We start from the raw sequence: 18,184 nt of genomic DNA, 5'->3' as shown, positions 1-18,184 counted from the left end.
GCGGCCCGGCCTCAACCGGTCGCGCGCAGGCTCAGCGAGAGCAGCAGTCGCACGTCGGCATCGTTGAGTGAGGTGGCCAGCAACTGCTCGACCCGGCGGATCCGGTAGCGCACGGTGTTGGGGTGGACATGCAGATGCTGTGCCGCCGCAGCGACATCGCCGAAGCAGTCCAGGTACACGCCCAGGGTTTCGGCGAGCACCGGCTCGTCGGCGCGCAGTGCCCGCACGCGCGGATCGATCAGCCGCTCATCCGAGGCGATCGCGGTGACGATCTCGTCGAGCAGCACCGTGGTGCGCGCTTCGGCAAGTGAGGTGACCGCGGCCAGCGTTCCGGGATGGCGCTCGGCAGTGTCGAGCACGCGGTCCACATCGGTGCGGGCACCCGCAGCGCCGGCCAGGCCGGCCACCGGGCTGGCGATCACCGCGTGCAACTGCAGTCCCAATTCGGCCCGCAGCGCAGACACTGTGCCGCGCACCCACGAGGTCACCGCCTTGCCGGTGCTGGGGAACAACACGTAGACGCGGGACCCCGCCGACGCCATCTGCGCGTCGTGACGAAAAGCGCTGGCGCTCAACGCCAGCACATCGGCCAGCCGGGTGCCTCCGGCGGGGCTGTCGAAGCCGATCACCGCGGCCCGACCGTCGACGGCCACACCCAACTCTCTGGCGATCAACTCGACTTCGACCGGAGCGCCGGCCTCGCCCAACCCCAGCAGTTCCTGCACCCGCACGGCGTGCGTCGACGGGGCGGATGCCAGCCGGGCGATGATGCGCGCGGCCAGCACCGCGGCGCCGCGCAGGACGTCTTCGGCATCCTCGGCCAGCGGACGGCTGCCCTGCTGAACCCAGATCGTGCCGACGAAGGCAGGGGCCCGACGCTCGTCGACGGTGGGTGCGAAAATGCCGATGGCCAACCGGGGGCGCAGCCCCAGTTCGGGACGCTCGGCCACCCGCACCGCTTCCGGTCGGGAGCGCAACGCGTCGAAGATGCCCCATTGTGCGATCCAGGCCAGATGCTCCGGCGGGCCCGCCCGGCCGAGAATCGACAACCGCCGCAACTCGTCCGCCTCGTCGCTGGAGGCCGAATAGGCAAGCACGTGTGACTGGGCATCCTCGATGCTGACCATGCCGTGGGTGCGTTCGGCAACGGACTGGGCCAGGCCGAACAGATCGGTGTCCGAAGCGTGCAGCGCGCCGTCGCCGTGATGCTCGAAGACGTGGTTGACCAACCGGTAGAGCCGTTCCCAACGGGCCCTGGGATCGACTGCCACCACCGCGGTGCCCGCCGCCACCGCGTGGCTGACCACCGCCGCCGACGGTTCCTTGATGAAGATCGCCGCGGGCGCCCGCCGCACAGTCTGTTGCTCGACCCAACGCAGAGCATCGTTCTCGGAGACCCCGAGCAGGAAGAACACGTCGGCGGCCCCCGCGGACGGCGCCAGGCCCAGGCGCACATCGTCGGAGTCGATCAGTGCGGCCGAGGCCACGGGCAGGTCCAGGCCGCGTGGCGCCTGGATCAGCCGTACCAGCGTGGCATCCAGCGCCAACAGCAGTTGGCCCAGGCTGACGCCCGTTGTCCGCATGTTGTCCGATTCTACTGACTGGCGACGTAATGCTTGTCTGATCGGACAAGTGTTGCGTGGGTCACGTCGGGGATTCTTGATTCATGGATGCCATCACCGACGTGCCCTCGCCGGCCAACGAGCCGGTCCATGACTACGCGCCGGGCTCGGGGGAACGCACCCGGCTCGCCACCGCGCTCGGCGAACTGGCCGGCGCCCCGATCGACCTGCCGCACGTCATCGGCGGCAAACACACGATGGGCAGCGGCGCACGCATCGACGTGGTGCAGCCGCACTGCCGCAGCGCGCGGCTGGGCACGCTGACCAACGCCGAACACACCGACGCCCGCGCGGCCATCGACGCCGCGCTGGCCGCCAAGCACGAGTGGGCGGCGATGCCGTTCGACGAACGCGCCGCGGTGTTCCTGCGTGCGGCCGACCTGCTGGCCGGCCCGTGGCGGGAAAAGATCGCCGCGGCCACCATGCTCGGCCAGTCCAAGACCGCCTATCAGGCCGAGATCGACGCGCCGTGCGAGCTGATCGACTTCTGGCGGTTCAACGTCGAGTTCGCCCGCCAGATCCTGGCCCAGCAGCCGATCAGCAGCCCCGGCGTGTGGAACCGCACCGACCACCGGCCGCTCGAAGGCTTCGTCTACGCCATCACCCCGTTCAACTTCACCGCGATCGCGGGCAACCTGCCCACCGCGCCCGCACTGATGGGCAACACAGTGGTGTGGAAACCCTCACCCACCCAGACCTTCGCGGCCTACCTGACCATGCAGCTGCTGGAAGCCGCCGGGCTGCCGCCAGGGGTGATCAACCTGGTGACCGGTGACGGGATCGCGGTTTCCGATGTGGCACTGGCTGATCCGCGACTGGCCGGCATCCACTTCACCGGGTCGACCGCCACCTTCCAGCACCTGTGGCGTGAGGTCGGCGCGAACATCGACCGGTACCACACGTATCCACGGTTGGTGGGCGAGACCGGCGGCAAGGACTTCGTCGTCGCGCACGCCTCGGCCCGCCCGGATGTGCTGCGCACCGCCCTGATTCGCGGGGCCTTCGACTATCAGGGGCAGAAATGCTCAGCGGCCTCGCGGGCCTTCGTCCCGCGTTCGGTGTGGCACCAGATGGGTGACGACTTCCTCTCGGCCACATCGGACCTCAAGTACGGCGATGTCACCGACCTGACCAATTACGGCGGCGCCGTGATCGACGAACGCGCCTTCGCCAAGAACGTCGCGGCGATCGAGCGGGCCAAGGGTGCCGCGGGCGTCACCATCGCGGCCGGCGGCGAATACGACGACAGCGAGGGCTATTTCGTGCGGCCCACCGTCCTGCTGTCCGACGACCCGACCGACGAGGCCTTCTCCACCGAGTACTTCGGGCCGATCCTGGCCGTGCACGTGTATCCGGACGCGGAGTACGAGCGGATCCTCGACGTCGTCGACACCGGCGCCCGCTACGCCCTGACCGGCGCGGTGATCGCCGACGATCGCGCGGCAGTGCTGACGGCCGCCGACCGGCTGCGGAACGCGGCAGGCAACTTCTACGTCAACGACAAGCCGACCGGTGCGGTCGTCGGCCAGCAGCCGTTCGGCGGATCACGGGCCTCGGGCACCAACGACAAGGCCGGCTCGGCGCTGAACCTGCTGCGCTGGACCTCGGCCCGCTCCATCAAGGAGACGTTCGTGCCGCCCACCAACCACACCTACCCGCACATGGAGGCCTGAGATGGGTGTGTTCCAGCGGGTTGCCCGCCCGGCGATCCTGGCCGCTTCGCACTCGCTGCGGCTGCGCCACACCGCTGAACGTCTCCCGATCACCCGCAAGGTGGTCGACCGCTTCGTCGCGGGGGAGACGGTGCCGGATGCGCTCGACACCGTTGGTGCGCTGCGCGATTCGGGTCGCTTCGCCACCGTCGACTACCTCGGTGAGGACACCACGAGCAACGAGGACGCCGAACGCACCGTGCAGGCCTACCTGACCCTGCTCGAGGGGTTGGCGCAGCGCGGTGACGCCGACGCGGCAGTGCGGCCGCTCGAAGTGTCGCTCAAGCTCTCGGCGCTCGGCCAGGCGCTGCCGCGCGACGGCGAGAAGATCGCCTACGAGAATGCGCACACCATCTGCGCCAAGGCCCGTGAGGTGGGAGCCTGGGTGACCGTGGATGCCGAGGACCACACCACCACCGACTCGACCCTGTCGATCGTGCGTGACCTGCGTACCGAATTCGATTGGCTGGGAACGGTACTGCAGGCCTACCTGCACCGCACCGAGGCAGATTGCCGTGAGTTCGCCGCAGCCGGAGCACGGATCCGGCTCTGCAAGGGCGCTTACGACGAACCTGCCTCGGTGGCCTACCGCGACGCCGAGGAGGTCACCGACTCCTACCTGCGGTGCCTGCGGGTGCTCATGGCCGGATCGGGCTACCCGATGGTTGCCTCACACGACCCGATGATCATCGACGCGGTACCGGAGCTGGCCGACGAGTTCGGCCGCGGGGTAGACGGTTTCGAGTACCAGATGCTCTACAACATCCGCGACGCCGAACAACGCAGGCTGGCCGAGGCGGGCAACCATGTGCGGGTGTACGTCCCGTTCGGCAACGAGTGGTACGGCTACTTCGTGCGGCGGCTGGCCGAGCGTCCGGCCAACCTGATGTTCTTCCTGCGTGCGCTGGCCGAGCGGCATTGAGCCACAACCTCAGCCGGGACTCAGGTCGTAGGCGACCTTGAACTTGTTGAGCAGGTACGGTCCTGACACCACCGGCTCATACCGCGCTGGGTTGTCCGCTGAGGCGCACGTGGGAATGCATTCGATCACCGCGTCGTAGTTCGGCTGGTGGAAGAACGGAAGGGTGAACCGCTCGGCGGTCGGTGCTCCGGTGCTCACCACGCGGTGCACCGTGCTGACCCACCGGTCGTTGGTCCACCGAGCCAGCAGGTCACCGATGTTGATGACGAACGCGCCCGGAACCACTGGAACATCGAGCCATTCACCGCGATCGTTGAGAACCTGTAGCCCGCTCTGGGATTCGTCCTGCAACAGGATCGTGAGGTTGCCCCAGTCGCTGTGCTGGCTCAGCCGGATGTGGCCTGCCGGCTGGTCGTCGGCCGGGTAGTGGTTGGCCATCAGGTTGGAGTTGTGCCGGTCGATCGAGGAGTCGAACCAATCTTCGCGCAGGCCCAAAGCCAAGGCGAAGAGCCGCGCCAATTCGGTGGCGAGGGAGGACATCTCGTCGTAGTAGCGTTGGTAGGCCGTTCGGAATCCGGGCACCTCGGGCCATCGTTCGGCGACGAACACGCGTTCGTCGGTCCATCCTGCTCCGCCGTATCCCTCCGGGTTGCCCAGCGGGAAGTGCACGAATTTCTCGACGTGGTCCGGAGACTCGTGCTCGGTGGCGCGGTCGGCACCGTCGTTGGTGGCCGCGAGGCTGCCTGCGCTGCTGAATCCACGGGCCAGCGGATCGGCGGGATCCGCTCCGATCTGTTCTTTCACGGCCTGCGGCAGCGAGAAGAACTCGCGCAGCGCGCGGTTGACGTCCTCGATCGCTGTTTCGGGCACCCCATGGCCGACGAGCAGCAGAAAGCCGCTGCTCTCGCAGCACCGGCCGATGGCATCGGCCACCGCCTGACGCTGGCGTGGATCGCCATTGCGGGCGCTGCTGATATCGATCAATGGGACGAAGCCGTCTCGAAGGACGACCTGGTCGACTATCACCTCTGGTTGGCTCACGGGCTCGACGCTAGAACCTCAACCTAAGTTGATGTCAACGCTGAATTCCGCTCTCGCGCAACAGCAGAAATGCCAACGCAGCCAGGCTCTGGGCATCGGTGATGTCACCGTCCCGGATCATGCGGTCCAGCTCGGCACGGGAGAACCACGCGCTGTGCATGTCCTGTTCCTCGTGCTCGCGTTCGTGTTCACCCTCGGTGAGGCCGGTCGCCAGGAACACCCACCCCCGCTGGCTGCTCATCCCGGCGGCCACGTCGAGCTGGCCCAGGCGTTCCATGCGCTCGGCGCGCAGCCCGGTTTCCTCCCGAAGCTCGCGGTGGGCCAATGCCGTCGCGTCCAGATGCTCCTGTTCGGGCGCGGTGCCCTGGGGAAACTCCCAGCGCCGCAGTCCGAGTGGGTAGCGGAACTGTTCGACGAGGTGGAACCGATCCTGAGCGGGGTCGTACGGGATCACCAGCGCGTAGGTCGGTTTGTCCACCACGGCGTAGACGCCGGTGCTGCCGTCGGGCCGGACGATGTCGTCCTCGCGCAGCGTCAACCAGTTGTTCCGGTACACCTCGCGCGTCGCAGTCCGCCGGATCGTGTCCACGCGCAGGCGGATGTGCAGGCGCTCTGCGTCGACGTCGCCCTCGTCGATCTCATCGGCGAGCGTGGCGGCGAACTCGACCAGGCGGGTCACGTCGATGCCATAGGGCGCCGGTAGGTCGACCAGCGACAGCCGCGCCGATGCTCGTCTCAGCAGGGCGCCGGCACCGGCCAGGTTGCCGCGCTGGACATGGGTGATGCCCACGGCCAGCTGTGCCAGCCCCTGCCAGAGCCCACGTTCATGTTCCGGGCCGTTCTTCCACGCCGCTTCGAGTACTTCGTGGGCGCTGAACGCTTGGCCGCGGTCGAGCAGATCCTGGGCGTAGGCGAGAGTTTCAGCCGGTGAGAGCTCCAGGTCGTCAGGAATCCGTGCGACGCCCTCACTGCCGTAGGGCAACGGCCGGCCGAGTGCGTCACGCGGGCGAGTGCTGCGGGGCCGGCCTGAGTCGTCGCGGTCACGCGTAGCTGTGCCCATGGGCACCAGCCTCTCGCCAACTCCGCGTCCTGTCGAGTGCGTGGGATCGCCGGACGGCACGCCGGTAGCCTCACAAGAGTGTTGCTGGCCTCTCTGAACCCCGCGGCCGTCGCCGCCGGCGCCGAACTCGCCGATGCCGTTTCCATCGACGGTGCCGTGCTGAGCCGCAGTGATCTCGTCGGCGCCGCCACCTCGGTGGCCGAGCGGGTGGCTGTCGCGCAACGTGTCGCCGTCCTGGCGACACCGACCCCGACGACTGTCCTCGCCATCATCGGCTGCCTGATCGCCGGTGTGCCGGTGGTCCCGGTACCCGCCGACGTCGGCGCGGCAGAGCGTCGGCACATCCTCGCCGACTCCGGCGCCCAGGCCTGGCTGGGGGAGCGGCCCGAGGAGACCGAGGGACTGCCACACATCCCGGTGCGGCTGCACGCCCGGTCCTGGCACCGCTATCCCGAGCCGGCGCCCAGTTCGACCGCGATCATCATGTACACCTCCGGGACTACCGGAGCGCCCAAGGGCGTGCCGATCAGCCGCCAGGCCATTGCCGACGACATCGACGCGCTGGCGGCGGCGTGGGAGTGGACCGCTGCTGACACCCTGGTGCACGGGCTGCCGCTGTTCCACGTGCACGGCCTGGTGCTGGGCCTGCTCGGTTCGCTGCGGATCGGAAATCGCTTCGTCCACACCGGGAAACCGACACCGGCCGCATACGCGCAGGCCCAGGGCACGCTGTACTTCGGGGTGCCCACGGTGTGGTCGCGGGTGGTCAAAGACCTCGACTCGGCGCTGGCCCTGGCCACGGCCCGGCTGCTGGTCTCCGGCAGCGCGCCGCTGCCGGTGCCGGTGTTCGACGAACTGGTGCGGCTCACCGGACATGCGCCCGTTGAGCGCTACGGCAGCACCGAATCGCTGATCACGCTGAGCACCCGGGTCGACGGTGAGCGCAGGCCGGGCTGGGTCGGGCTGCCCCTGGACGGGGTGCAGACCCGGCTCGTCGACGACGACGGCGCACCGGTGCCGCACGACGGTGAGACCGTCGGACGGCTGCAGATCAAGGGCCCCATGGTGTTCGGCGGCTACCTCAACCGGCCCGAGGCCACCGCCGACGCCTTCGATCCCGACGGCTGGTACCGCACTGGCGACGTGGCGGTCATCGATGCCGGCGGCATGCACCGCATCGTCGGGCGGGAGTCGGTGGACCTGATCAAATCGGGCGGTTACCGCATCGGCGCCGGTGAGATCGAGACGGTGCTGCTGGGCCATGACGGCGTCGACGAGGTGGCTGTGGTCGGTGTGCCCGACGACGATCTCGGGCAGCGCATCGTCGCGTTCGTCGTCGGCACCGCTGCACCCGAAACGCTGATCGATTTTGTCGCCCAACAACTTTCAGCGCACAAACGGCCTCGCGAAGTGCGGCTGGTGGACAGCCTGCCCCGGAACGCCATGGGCAAGGTGATGAAAAAGGAACTGGCGCAATGGGGTTGAGGTTCTCCGAGATCTGCATCGACGCACACAACCCCGAAGCGTTGGGGGCCTGGTGGTCAGAAGCGCTCGGCTGGCCCGTGCACACGGATGCCGACGGCGACGTGATACTCACGCCGCCACCGGGTGCCGGCCCGACCTGGTTGTTCACGGCCGTGCCGGAGGACAAGGTGGTCAAGAACCGCCTGCATCCGGACTTCACGCCGGAGGATCAGCAGGCCGAGGTGGACCGGTTGATCGGTCTCGGCGCCCACCACGTCGACGTCGGCCAAGGTGAGGAGACGTGGGTGGTGCTGGCCGACCCGGAGGGCAACGAGTTCTGCGTGCTCGCCGCCGAGTAGGGGTACGTTGGTTACTGACGGGGCGTTAATCGCACGTCAGCGCCCTGCCTCGGTTTGGAGGCATGTATGAATTTCAAGAAAGCCGCTGGAACGGCGATGATCGCCGGTGCGCTTGGCCTTGGCTCCCTCGGATTGGGTGCGGGGGCGGCACAGGCTGACCCCGGATGGGGTCCCAACATCCCGTGGATTCCCGGGCCCGGGTGGGTTGACTGGAATCCGGGGGTCAACATGGGCCCGCCCGGACAGATCAAGAAATGGTGCCCGTGGCAATCTCCACCAGGTCACTGGGTGGGTGGCCCGCACGGGATTCCTTGCACCTAGGTTGAGCGTCAAGGTGAGTTGCCAGGCAACGATGTCACCATGACCGCATGCGCGGACTCGGTCGGCTGGTGGCTTGCGTCGGTGTGCTGGCCGCGTGCAGTGCACCGGCCCCGCCGTCGCAGCCGCAGCTGCCGCCGCTGGGCTGGAACTCCTGGAACTCCGGCATCACGCTGACCGAGCAGAGCGTGCGCGAGACCATCGACGCGATGGTCTCGTCGGGCATGCGCGATGCCGGATACCGCTACGTCAACCTGGACGCCGGTTGGGCGGCGCCGATCCGCGGCGCTGACGGCTCGCTGCGGGCCGACCCGGACCGCTTCCCGCACGGCATCGCCGCGTTGGCCCGGTACGCGCACGACCGCGGCTTGCTGCTGGGGATCTACCACAGCCCGTTCAACCAGGGCTGCGGGCAGGATCCCCGGATCGGTGCTGCGGGGCACGAGCAAGCCGACGCCAAGACGTTCGCCGGGTGGGGCGTCGACTACCTCAAGTACGACTGGTGCCGGATGGAGGCCGGCCACGACGATCAGGTGCAGTACTTCACCGCGATGCGGGATGCCTTGCGTGCCAGTGGTCGTCACATCGTCTACAGCATCAACCCGAACAGCTCCGGCGACCCGGGAGCCGGCCTGGCCTACGACTGGTCGCATATCGCCGACATCACCCGCGACGCCGTCGACCTGGTTCCCGCGTGGGGCGATGCCGCGTTGTGGCGGGAGGGTCTGGCCGGGGTGAGTCAGGCGTTCGGTCAATCGGGTCCGCTTGCGCCGCAGAGCAAACCGAGTCACGTCAATGACCCCGACATGCTGGTGGTCGGGGTCGGCTGGTATCAGTTCGTCGTCGGGCATCCGACCATGGCGTTGGGTGCGCCGCGGCCTGATCTGACCGACACGGAGCAGCGCGCCCACTTCTCACTGTGGGCGATGCTGGCCGCACCTCTGTTGGCGGGCAACGATATTCGCGACATGACGGACGGGACGAGGGACATCTTGACCAACCGGGACGTGATCGCCGTGGATCAAGATCCGCTGATGGTGCAGGGGCAGCCGCTCAGCGGTGATCCGCGCGTGGTGGTCAAACGGTTGACCGACGGCGCGGTGGCGCTGGCCCTGTTCGATCAGTCCGACGGGCCGCAGACCATCCGCACCGACCTGGACGCGATCGGAGTGGCCGACGACAGCTGCGCCACGGTGCGCGACCTGTGGCAGCACACTGAAACCACCGCGACCGGAACCATCGAACGGCAGGTGCCCGGTCACGGCGTGGTGATGCTGCGGGTGACGCCGGACTGCGGCGCCAACTAGGAATCGGTTCTAGTTGGCGTGCAGCGCCTCGTTGAGCGTGATGCCGGTGCCGTCACGCTTGACCACCTCGACCGCACCGGAGAGCGAGTTGCGGCGGAACAGCAGGTTGTTGGCCCCGGACAGCTCGACGGCCTTGGTGGTCTGCCCGTCGGCGGTGGTCACCTTGGTGCCGCCGGTGACATACAGCCCGGCCTCGATCACGCAGTCGTCGCCGAGCGAGATGCCGAGGCCCGCGTTGGCGCCCAGCAGGCAGCGCTTGCCCACCGAGATCACCTCTTTGCCGCCACCGGACAGCGTGCCCATGATCGACGCACCGCCACCGATGTCGGAGCCGTCGTCCACGACGACACCGGCCGAGATCCGGCCTTCCACCATCGAGGTGCCCAGGGTGCCGGCATTGAAGTTCACGAAGCCTTCGTGCATGACCGTCGTACCGGCGGCCAGGTGTGCGCCCAGGCGGACGCGGTCGGCGTCGGCGATCCGCACGCCCGACGGCAGCACGTAGTCGACCATGCGCGGGAACTTGTCGACGCCGTAGACCGCAACGGCCCCACGGCGACGCAGCTTGGCGCGCACCGTCTCGAAGCCCTCGACCGCGCACGGCCCGAAGTTCGTCCACACCACGTTGGCCAGCGCTCCGAAGATGCCGTCCATGTTGGCGCCGTGCGGGGCCACGAGCCGGTGCGAGAGCAGGTGCAGCCGCAGGTAGGCGTCATGCGCGTCGGCGGGCTTGTCCGCGAGGTCGGTGATCGTGGTGCGCACCGCCACCACCTCGACACCGCGGTCGGCATCGGGGCCGGTCAGACCCGCGAACTCGGCGGGGATGTCATCACCGGTGAGCTTCACCGTGCCGGCTTCGCCGGAGGCGCTCAGCTCGGGGGCGGGAAACCAGGTGTCCAGGACGGTCCCGTCGGCGGTGATGGTGGCCAGGCCGACGCCAGATGCTGCAGTCACGTTGGCCAAGGTTACTGGACTAGCCTCGGAGACCATGGGGCTAGACCTGCGTGCTGATCCGATCGCCCTGACCGCCGCGCTGGTGGACATCCCCAGCGAGTCGCGTCACGAGCAGCGCATCGCCGACGAGATCGAGACCGCGCTCCGGACGCAGGCACCGTGGTTCGAGGTGGTCCGCAACGGCGACGCAGTCCTGGCCCGTACCGATCTGGGCCGCCCGTCGCGAGTACTGCTGGCCGGACACACCGACACCGTGCCCGCTGCCGACAACCTGCCCAGCCACATCAAGAACGGCGAGATGTGGGGCTGCGGCACCTCGGACATGAAGTCGGGCGACGCGGTGTTCCTGCACCTGGCGGCCACCATTGCCGAGCCGAGCCACGACATCACCCTGGTGATGTACGACTGCGAGGAGATCGAGTCCAGCGCCAATGGGCTGGGCCGCATCGAACGCGAGCTCCCGGACTGGCTCAAGGCCGACGTCGCGATCCTCGGCGAACCCTCCGGCGGATTCATCGAGGCCGGCTGCCAGGGCACCATCCGCGTCGTCGTCGCCGCCACCGGCACCCGCGCGCATTCCGCGCGTTCCTGGCTGGGCGACAACGCCATTCACAAACTCGGCGCGGTGCTCGACCGGCTCACGGCCTATCAGCCCCGCAGCGTCGACATCGACGGCTGCGTGTACCGGGAAGGGCTTTCGGCGGTACGCATCGACGGTGGCATCGCCGGCAACGTCATCCCCGACGCCGCATCGGTGACCGTCAACTTCCGGTTCGCTCCCGACCGCAGTGTCGAGGCGGCCGTCGCCCACGTGCACGAGGTGTTCGACGGTCTCGACGTCGACATCGAACTGACCGATGCCGCCGCCGGCGCACTGCCGGGGCTGGCCAAACCCGCGGCCGCCGCCCTGGTCGCCGCGGCCGGGGGACAGGTCCGCGCCAAGTACGGCTGGACGGATGTATCCCGGTTCGCCGCGCTGGGGATCCCCGCCGTCAACTACGGGCCGGGCGATCCCAACCTCGCCCACAAGGTCGACGAGCGGGTCGAGGTCGCCCAGATCACCGCGGTCACCGACATGTTGCGGCGCTATCTGACATGAGCACCGTCCGCGTCGACAGCTGGATCTGGGCCGTGCGCATCACCAAGACCCGGTCCGCGGCGGCGGCCGCCTGCCGGGGCGGACACGTCCAGGTCAACAACGTGCCCGCCAAACCGGCGCAGCACGTCAGCCCCGGCGACGAGGTGCGGATCCGGCTCGACGGCCGGGACCGGATCGTGGAGGTCATCCGGCCCATCGCCAAGAGAGTCGGTGCCGCCGTCGCATCGGAGTGCCTGATCGACCGCAGTCCGCCACCGCCGCCCAAGGAGATGGTGGCTTCCGTTCCGGTCCGCGATCGAGGAGCCGGCCGGCCCACGAAACGTGAACGGCGACAACTGGATCGGCTTCGCGGAACGTTCTGAGCCGAAAATCGGTTGCACGGGTGCGTACTATGGGTAACGCATCTGCTGTCAACCGAGGTGGGCTGAAAACATGCTGGGAGCCATGGACAACGAAGAGGTCATCTCCGGGTAATCCCGGCTCTTCAATCCGCGTTCCTGTTCCTCAATGCGGTGCCTGCTGCCCGCATCACCTTGGAGTACCAGCATGTCTGTTGTCTGTTCCCATTTGTCATTCTCCTGGCCCGATGATGTCGAGCTGTTCTCGGACCTGTCGTTTTCCGTCGGACCGGGACGCACCGGCCTCGTCGCACCCAACGGTGCCGGAAAGAGCACGCTGCTCAAGCTGATTGCCGGGGAGTACCGACCCTCGGCAGGCTCGGTGACGGTCGACGGCGCCGTCGGCTATCTGCCCCAAAGCCTGCCGTTCACCGCCGATCTCACCGTCGCCGCGGTACTGGGGGTGGCCCCGGTGCTCGACGCATTGGCGGCGCTGGCCGACGGTGACGCCGGCGAGGACGTGTTCGCCACCATCGGCGATGACTGGGACATCGAAGAACGGTCCCGCGCCCAGTTGGACCGGCTCGGGCTCGACGGCTTGGCCCTGGACCGCCGGTTGGGAACGCTGTCCGGCGGCGAGGTGGTGTCGCTGGGATTGGCGGCCCAACTGCTGAAGCGGCCCAGCGTGCTCCTGCTCGACGAGCCCACCAACAACCTGGACAGCGGGGCCAGGCACCGCCTGTACGACGCGATCGACAGCTACACCGGGTGCCTGCTGGTGGTCAGTCACGACCGGGTACTGCTGGACCGGATGGATCAGATCGCCGAGCTGTACCGGGGCGAAATCATCTTCTACGGAGGCAATTTCACTGCCTATCAGGAGACCGTGGAGGCTGCGCAGGTGGTGGCCGAGGGCAACATCCGCAACGCCGAGCAACAGCTCAAGCGGGAGAAGCGACAGATGCAGGAGGCGCGTGAGCGGGCCGCCCGACGCTCGTCGACCGCCGCGCGCAACGTCAAGGACGCGGGGCTGCCCAAGATCGTGGCGGGCAAGCTGAAACGCGATGCCCAGGAATCGGCGGCCCGTGCCGACGACGTACACGCCCGGCGGGTCGACGACGCGAGATCCCGGCTCGACGAAGCCGAACGGGCGTTGCGTGACGACAAGGTGATTGCGTTGGACCTGCCCGACACCGTGGTGCCTGCCGGGCGGACAGTGTTCACCGGGGAAGGCCTTCAGATCAGCCGCGGTGGCCGGAAACTGTTCGCCGACAACGGGATCGACTTCTCGATTCGAGGTCCCGAGCGTATTGCCCTGACCGGTCCCAACGGAGCAGGCAAGTCGACCCTGCTGCGGATCATCGACGGCTCGCTGGAACCCGACTCCGGGGCGGTGCAACGGGTAGACGGGCGCATCGCCTCGTTGTCTCAGCGCCTGGACCTGCTTGCCGAGGACCGCACGGTGGCTGAGAGTCTGGCCGCCGCCGCACCGAGTCTGTCGCACACCCGGCGCATGCATCTGTTGGCGCAGTTCCTGTTTCGCGGCGACCGGATCCACCTGCCGGTCGCGGCCTTGTCGGGCGGGGAGCGGCTCCGGGCGACGCTGGCATGCGTGCTCTATGCCGAACCCGCGCCCCAGCTGCTGCTGCTGGACGAGCCGACGAACAACCTCGATCTTGTCAGCGTGGGCCAACTGGAATCGGCGCTCAACGCCTACCGGGGGGCGTTCGTTGTGGTCAGCCACGACGACCGGTTCCTGGATGCCATCGGCATCGACCGGTGGCTGCGGTTGGACAGCGGCGCGCTGAGCGCTACTGCCGCCTCGGGTTGATGTTGTGCACCTGCGTCGGCACCGGGCCGACGCCGAAGCCGTCATCCGATGCCACACCGGCTGACGCGCGGTTGCCGAGTTGCTCGGTGTGTCGATCCGCACCGGCCCCGGCTTCGTCCTTCGGGTCGTCCCTGCCGTCGTGCTTGCCATCGGGCTGATCGGCCGGGTCGCCTCCGGCGCCATCGCCGGGGGCCTGGTGGTCGGCGGCCTTGACGGCCTCCTCGGCCCCCGTGCCACCGGCGTCGGCCGCCAGCGAGGCAGCATCGCCGCCGCCTCCGGCGGCCTGGGTCGCGCCTTCGACAATGCTCTGCACGCCCTGCATGACCTGCTGCGGCACCTGCGTCATGGCCTGGGTCAGGCCTTGGAGCGGCTGGGTGATCGATTGCGCCATCTGCCCGGCCATCTGGCTGAATTGGCCCATCATCTGGCCCGCACCGCCGGCTCCCGAGCTCGCGGCTTCGGCACCGCCGCCCGCGGACGCCGGGGAGCTTCCTCCACCGAGCGCATCGGCCTGGGCCTTGAGCCGCTCGGCGGCTTCCGTATCACCGCGTGCGTATGCCTGCGAGGCCTTGCCGAGCAATTCGGCCATCTTGCCCGCGGCGACCTGGGTCGCGCCCAGTGCGCCTTCACGGGCGGACGAGGCACCGTCGAACGCGTTCTGCATCGGAAAGCCGATGGCGCCGTGGCTGGACGCGAGATCAGACGGGCCGGCGAACGAATTCTTGAAGCTGCCGATGTCACCACTGACTCCGTCGACGATGCCCTGCAGGCCGGTGATGGCACCTGTGTTGGCGACGAGCTGGTTCATCGAGCCCCCTGGAGATCGTGCGGTCCAACTGCGCATTCTACTGTCGGCGCGGGTGCGTGCTGAGCGCCAAGTTGGTTATCCAGCGGCCTGACGGGCGGCGTCGTGGGCAGCGGCCGACATCCCGACGGCTTCGTACCGGGCCGACACGTCCCGCAACGCCGCGCCATCCCCGGCCGTCAGCGCGCGGGCGTGGTCCAACGTCAGCTGACCGAACACGCAATCCAGATCCACCCTCACCAGCGCATCGACGGCGCGGGTGTCGCCCAGCCGCACGCAATCGTGCAGTGCCCGCAGCATCACCGCGTATTGGTAACCGCGCTCAGCGGCCTTTGCGGCCTCGCGGGCCGCCGTCACCGCACCCACCGAATCCTTCCGGGCATGGCAGGTCCAGGCTCGCGCCAGCGCCAATTCCGGCGCGAACAGCATCGACTTGAGCCCGTGCCGGGATTCCGCACGGGACAGTGCCTTTCCGGCCTCGACCGGCATTCCGCGTTGACCGAGGGCCTGCGCCAACAACATCCAGCCCAGTGGTCCCCAGGAGTATCCGGTCGGCGCCAGTGCGGCGGTTGCCTTGCGCAACAACGCAATCGCCTCATCGTGTTGCCCGCGGACCAATAGCACGTCGGCCATCAACACCTCGCCGATGGCACGACCGGGCTGCAGCATTTGGGTGAAATCGGTGATGCTCCGGGCCATGTCCTGGGCCTGGTCGAGCCGGCCGGTCATCAACAACGCAGTGGTCTGGCCGAATCCGCTGGTGAACCGCAGCAGGCCGGGATGCCCCGCCGCCAGCGCGCGCCGTGCCATCGCGTCGACCTGATCGAAAAGCCCGGTCCGCGCACAACTCAGCGCCGCCGTCGACCCGGCCCAGCCGAGCGCCGTGTCATCGGCGGCGGGGGAGGCCAGCACCTCCTGCGCGAGGCTCAGCGCCCGTTGTGGCGCACCGGCATTCATTGCGAAGGTCGCCGCCAGCGCGTCGAGCGTGGTCTGCGCCGCCGGCGTCGACACCCGGCGGCGGGTGGCGCGCAGGAAGGCGGTGGCGCGCTCGGGTTCGGACAGCATCCAGAACTGGTTGGCCGCCTGAGGCAGTGCCCACGCCATCAACTGGTCCTCGGGCAGGCCGGCCGGGTCGATCTGCGCGAGGACGGCATCAGCCTCACGGCCGCGACCCTGCCAGGCCAGCGCATACGCCAGGGTGAGCAGCCCCTGGAATTCGCCACCCGACGCCGTCGCGGCCCGGGCCAGTCGCTCACTCAATTCCAGGTCACCCAGGCGAAGCGCCTCGCCGGCCGCGTCGACAAGCTCGTCCGCGGGCAGGGGGGCATCGCTGTCGAGTGCCAGCACCGCCACCCGCAGCCGGTCCACCACGCTGGGGCGGGGCGCCGCGGACAACCGTTCGACCAGAGTGCTGCGCAGCCGGCGCATGCCGGGCCCGCCGATCGTGGCTCGCATCGCGGTGAGAAACAGCGGATGCACACACCGCGCGACTGGTTCCTCGACGCGCACGACGCCGGAGCGTTGCGCCTCCTGCACGGCCTCGTTGCTGGTCAATGCCGTCAGATCGGCGAGTGACAGCGGGTCGTGGACCGCGAGTTGCCGCAGGACGGCGACGGCACCGTCGGGCAGGTCGGCGAGGAAAGTGGCCACCTGATCGGCCAGTCGGGCGTCATCGTGGCCCGGCGGTGACATCTCGACGCGACTCACCAGGCCGTCGCCCCACAACGCCGCGACGTCATCGGGTGCCTGTGCCGCGGCGGCGGTGACGATGAGTTTGGCCGCGCCGCTCACCGCGAGTTGGTACACCAGGGCGGCCGACAACCGGTCCAGCAGATGTGCGTCGTCGACGACCAGCAACAGCTCGGACCCGAGCGCCTCACGTGCGGCCCGTAGTACGTCGGCGGTTCTGCCCGCCGAGGGGATGTCGATCAGGTGCGCCACCGCTGCGAACGGAATCGCGGCGGCCGATTCGGTGCCGGTGATCCGTACGACCCGCCGGAAATCGCTCGCGAGATGTTCGGCCGCGGTGCGGGCCACAGACGTCTTCCCGACACCCGCTGGGCCGAGTAACGCTGCGCCGCAGCGTTCGTGCAGGCCGGCCTCCAGTCCGTCGAGTACGCGGTCACGCGGTGCGATCACCCAGTCGACAGCCATCCACCGAATCCTATGGGGGGCCGTGCCCGTTCAACGCCGAATCGAGGTCTGGATGGGCCGACACCGTGTCGTCCATGCCGCATTCGGTGATGATTCGCAGGATGCTCGGCTGACGGATGACCAGACGCACCGTGACCCCCTGCTGGCGACTGTCGACGCTCTGTTTGGCCAGCGCGACCAGTGCCCCACAGCTCATGAATTCAAGGGATCCGGCGTCGATGATGAGCAGCGAGGATTCATGAACGGCGGCTGCCGACTCGCTGAGCATGCGCTGCCAGACGGATTCGTTGTGCGCGTCGACTTGTCCGGAGACCTGAACGATGAGGCCTTCGGGTGCGGTACGAGCTGTCCAGTGCAGCTCGTGATTCTGCTGGGTCGATTCCACGATGAAACCGAGCATAACCGCCGAAGTTTACGTTGTAAACGTGATTGATCTTGGTTCTGGTCAGGGGCTGCCCAGCCAGGTTTCGATACGGTCGAGCAGGGCCTCCAACGCATCCTCGAACTCGTCGGTGCTGTGATCCTCGGCCAGCATCGATTGCAGTCGCCGCAGGTTCGGGTAATCGGCCAGCGAGGTATCGGGTCGAGGCTCGGTGTCGAGAACGGCCTCATCAGGGCTGAGCGCGACACCGAGCGCGGACACCTCCAGCAGCAACTGGCCCACCAGGAACGTGGTGTACGTGCGGTAGGCAGCCACGGCGGCCTTGTCGCTGAACCCATAGGAGATCAGGGTCTCCAGAAACGTCTCCATCCAACGCAGGCTGCGCAGCGGCGGCCGCACCCACGGGGCTTCCGGCGCCTCGGTCGCCACCAGCGGGAACACCTCGGGATGTTCGATGGCGATCTGGCGCACGCCGTGACCGAGCCGGAGCAGGAAGTCCTGCCAGCCGTCCTCCTGCCGGCGCGCGGCGAGCTGATCGGTGTAGAGGCGGTCCACGATGTGGTTGACGACGCCGCTCAGCAGGTCGCCCCGGCTGTGCACATAGCGGTAGAGCGCCATCGCCTCGACACCGCAGGCCGCACCCAGCCGTCGCATGGTCAGTCTCGTCAGACCGTCGCGATCGATCAGCCCGATCGCGGTGTCCAGAATGAACTCGCGGCTCAACCGTGCCGGTTGATCGACGTCGTCAGTCACCAGGTTCGCCCTTCCGCGTTCCGCTCAGTCTCCATGCGCGGCGGGGCTGAGTCCATCACCCAA

General features: G+C 68.4%; 16 protein-coding genes and 1 pseudogene. 8 read left to right on the top strand and 9 right to left on the bottom strand.

The features are described 5' to 3' along the window. Positions 1-11: 11 nt before the first annotated feature. Positions 12-1,583, bottom strand: a complete 1,572-nt coding sequence (locus tag EH231_RS13255; protein WP_124712540.1) for a PucR family transcriptional regulator — start codon at positions 1,581-1,583, stop codon at positions 12-14. Between the two features lie 83 nt (positions 1,584-1,666). Here EH231_RS13255 and pruA point away from each other — a divergent pair, with 83 nt between their 5' ends. Both pruA and EH231_RS13245 read left to right on the top strand, forming a co-directional pair. Next, positions 1,667-3,295 (top strand): L-glutamate gamma-semialdehyde dehydrogenase, encoded by a 1,629-nt coding sequence (gene pruA / locus EH231_RS13250; RefSeq protein ID WP_124712539.1) that lies wholly within the window; start codon positions 1,667-1,669, stop codon positions 3,293-3,295. 1 nt (position 3,296) lies between these two features. Further along, on the top strand, positions 3,297-4,256 hold the full coding sequence (locus EH231_RS13245; RefSeq protein ID WP_124712538.1) for a proline dehydrogenase family protein: 960 nt from the start codon (positions 3,297-3,299) through the stop codon (positions 4,254-4,256). A gap of 9 nt (positions 4,257-4,265) precedes the next feature. Here EH231_RS13245 and EH231_RS13240 read toward each other — a convergent pair whose 3' ends face one another. The 3 genes and pseudogenes from EH231_RS13240 to EH231_RS13230 all read right to left on the bottom strand — a co-directional run. Beyond that, positions 4,266-5,297 (bottom strand): isopenicillin N synthase family dioxygenase, encoded by a 1,032-nt coding sequence (locus EH231_RS13240; protein WP_124712537.1) that lies wholly within the window; start codon positions 5,295-5,297, stop codon positions 4,266-4,268. A 34-nt stretch (positions 5,298-5,331) separates the two neighbouring features. Beyond that, positions 5,332-5,886, bottom strand: a complete 555-nt coding sequence (locus EH231_RS13235; RefSeq protein ID WP_124714268.1) for an NUDIX domain-containing protein — start codon at positions 5,884-5,886, stop codon at positions 5,332-5,334. Positions 5,887-5,889: 3 nt separating this feature from the next. Next, positions 5,890-6,357 (bottom strand): annotated as a pseudogene (locus EH231_RS13230) (DUF309 domain-containing protein); the annotation flags it as partial. 78 nt (positions 6,358-6,435) lie between these two features. On the opposite strand from EH231_RS13230, the gene EH231_RS13225 reads away from it, so the two are divergent. The 3 genes from EH231_RS13225 to EH231_RS13210 all read left to right on the top strand — a co-directional run bounded on the left by EH231_RS13225 (position 6,436) and on the right by EH231_RS13210 (position 9,805). After that, positions 6,436-7,842, top strand: a complete 1,407-nt coding sequence (locus tag EH231_RS13225) for an acyl-CoA synthetase (protein WP_124712536.1) — start codon at positions 6,436-6,438, stop codon at positions 7,840-7,842. After that, positions 7,833-8,180: a VOC family protein gene (locus EH231_RS13220; RefSeq protein WP_090428193.1), complete on the top strand. Its 348-nt coding sequence runs from the start codon at positions 7,833-7,835 to the stop codon at positions 8,178-8,180. Before EH231_RS13225 ends, EH231_RS13220 begins: the two co-directional genes overlap by 10 nt. Before the next feature lie 368 nt (positions 8,181-8,548). Beyond that, on the top strand, positions 8,549-9,805 hold the full coding sequence (locus EH231_RS13210) for a glycoside hydrolase family 27 protein (protein WP_124712535.1): 1,257 nt from the start codon (positions 8,549-8,551) through the stop codon (positions 9,803-9,805). A gap of 9 nt (positions 9,806-9,814) precedes the next feature. Here the strand turns inward: EH231_RS13210 and dapD are convergent, their stop codons facing one another. Further along, complete coding sequence (dapD, locus tag EH231_RS13205; RefSeq protein WP_124712534.1) at positions 9,815-10,759, bottom strand: 2,3,4,5-tetrahydropyridine-2,6-dicarboxylate N-succinyltransferase; 945 nt, start codon at positions 10,757-10,759, stop codon at positions 9,815-9,817. A gap of 34 nt (positions 10,760-10,793) precedes the next feature. Between dapD and dapE the strand changes: the two genes are divergently transcribed. The 3 genes from dapE (at position 10,794) to EH231_RS13190 (ending at position 14,027) form a co-directional block, all read left to right on the top strand. Next, the gene (dapE, locus tag EH231_RS13200; protein ID WP_090428201.1) at positions 10,794-11,858 is read left to right on the top strand and encodes a succinyl-diaminopimelate desuccinylase; all 1,065 of its coding nucleotides are present in this window, start codon (positions 10,794-10,796) and stop codon (positions 11,856-11,858) included. Continuing rightward, the gene (locus EH231_RS13195) at positions 11,855-12,220 is read left to right on the top strand and encodes an Hsp15 family ribosome-associated heat shock protein (protein ID WP_090428204.1); all 366 of its coding nucleotides are present in this window, start codon (positions 11,855-11,857) and stop codon (positions 12,218-12,220) included. The genes dapE and EH231_RS13195 overlap by 4 nt, the downstream gene beginning before the upstream one ends. 184 nt (positions 12,221-12,404) lie before the next feature. Beyond that, a complete protein-coding gene (locus EH231_RS13190) occupies positions 12,405-14,027 on the top strand; it encodes an ABC-F family ATP-binding cassette domain-containing protein (RefSeq protein ID WP_124712533.1) in 1,623 nt (540 codons plus the stop codon). Here the strand turns inward: EH231_RS13190 and EH231_RS13185 are convergent. From EH231_RS13185 to EH231_RS13170, 4 genes are all read right to left on the bottom strand, one after another. Continuing rightward, positions 14,008-14,835 (bottom strand): type VII secretion target, encoded by an 828-nt coding sequence (locus EH231_RS13185; RefSeq protein WP_090428209.1) that lies wholly within the window; start codon positions 14,833-14,835, stop codon positions 14,008-14,010. The two genes, EH231_RS13190 and EH231_RS13185, sit on opposite strands and share 20 nt — an antisense overlap. A gap of 75 nt (positions 14,836-14,910) precedes the next feature. Then, the gene (locus tag EH231_RS13180; protein ID WP_124712532.1) at positions 14,911-16,986 is read right to left on the bottom strand and encodes an AAA family ATPase; all 2,076 of its coding nucleotides are present in this window, start codon (positions 16,984-16,986) and stop codon (positions 14,911-14,913) included. 10 nt (positions 16,987-16,996) lie between these two features. Next, a complete protein-coding gene (locus EH231_RS13175; RefSeq protein ID WP_090428214.1) occupies positions 16,997-17,386 on the bottom strand; it encodes an STAS domain-containing protein in 390 nt (129 codons plus the stop codon). A 45-nt stretch (positions 17,387-17,431) separates the two neighbouring features. Continuing rightward, a complete protein-coding gene (locus tag EH231_RS13170) occupies positions 17,432-18,121 on the bottom strand; it encodes a TetR/AcrR family transcriptional regulator (RefSeq protein WP_338134356.1) in 690 nt (229 codons plus the stop codon). Positions 18,122-18,184: the final 63 nt, after the last annotated feature.

It is taken from the genome of Mycolicibacterium nivoides (genome assembly GCF_003855255.1).
Classification (GTDB): Bacteria; Actinomycetota; Actinomycetes; order Mycobacteriales; family Mycobacteriaceae; genus Mycobacterium; species Mycobacterium nivoides.
This window is presented reverse-complemented; position numbering and strand designations above follow the sequence as displayed.

Coding starts and splice junctions, on each gene's coding strand:
- EH231_RS13255 (WP_124712540.1), bottom strand. CDS start 1,583: ATGCGGACAACGGGCGTCAGCCTGGGCCAACTGCTGTTGGCGCTGGAT.
- EH231_RS13180 (WP_124712532.1), bottom strand. CDS start 16,986: ATGGCTGTCGACTGGGTGATCGCACCGCGTGACCGCGTACTCGACGGA.
- EH231_RS13195 (WP_090428204.1), top strand. CDS start 11,855: ATGAGCACCGTCCGCGTCGACAGCTGGATCTGGGCCGTGCGCATCACC.
- EH231_RS13185 (WP_090428209.1), bottom strand. CDS start 14,835: ATGAACCAGCTCGTCGCCAACACAGGTGCCATCACCGGCCTGCAGGGC.
- pruA (WP_124712539.1), top strand. CDS start 1,667: ATGGATGCCATCACCGACGTGCCCTCGCCGGCCAACGAGCCGGTCCAT.
- EH231_RS13190 (WP_124712533.1), top strand. CDS start 12,405: ATGTCTGTTGTCTGTTCCCATTTGTCATTCTCCTGGCCCGATGATGTC.
- EH231_RS13245 (WP_124712538.1), top strand. CDS start 3,297: ATGGGTGTGTTCCAGCGGGTTGCCCGCCCGGCGATCCTGGCCGCTTCG.
- EH231_RS13210 (WP_124712535.1), top strand. CDS start 8,549: ATGCGCGGACTCGGTCGGCTGGTGGCTTGCGTCGGTGTGCTGGCCGCG.
- EH231_RS13220 (WP_090428193.1), top strand. CDS start 7,833: ATGGGGTTGAGGTTCTCCGAGATCTGCATCGACGCACACAACCCCGAA.
- dapE (WP_090428201.1), top strand. CDS start 10,794: ATGGGGCTAGACCTGCGTGCTGATCCGATCGCCCTGACCGCCGCGCTG.
- EH231_RS13175 (WP_090428214.1), bottom strand. CDS start 17,386: ATGCTCGGTTTCATCGTGGAATCGACCCAGCAGAATCACGAGCTGCAC.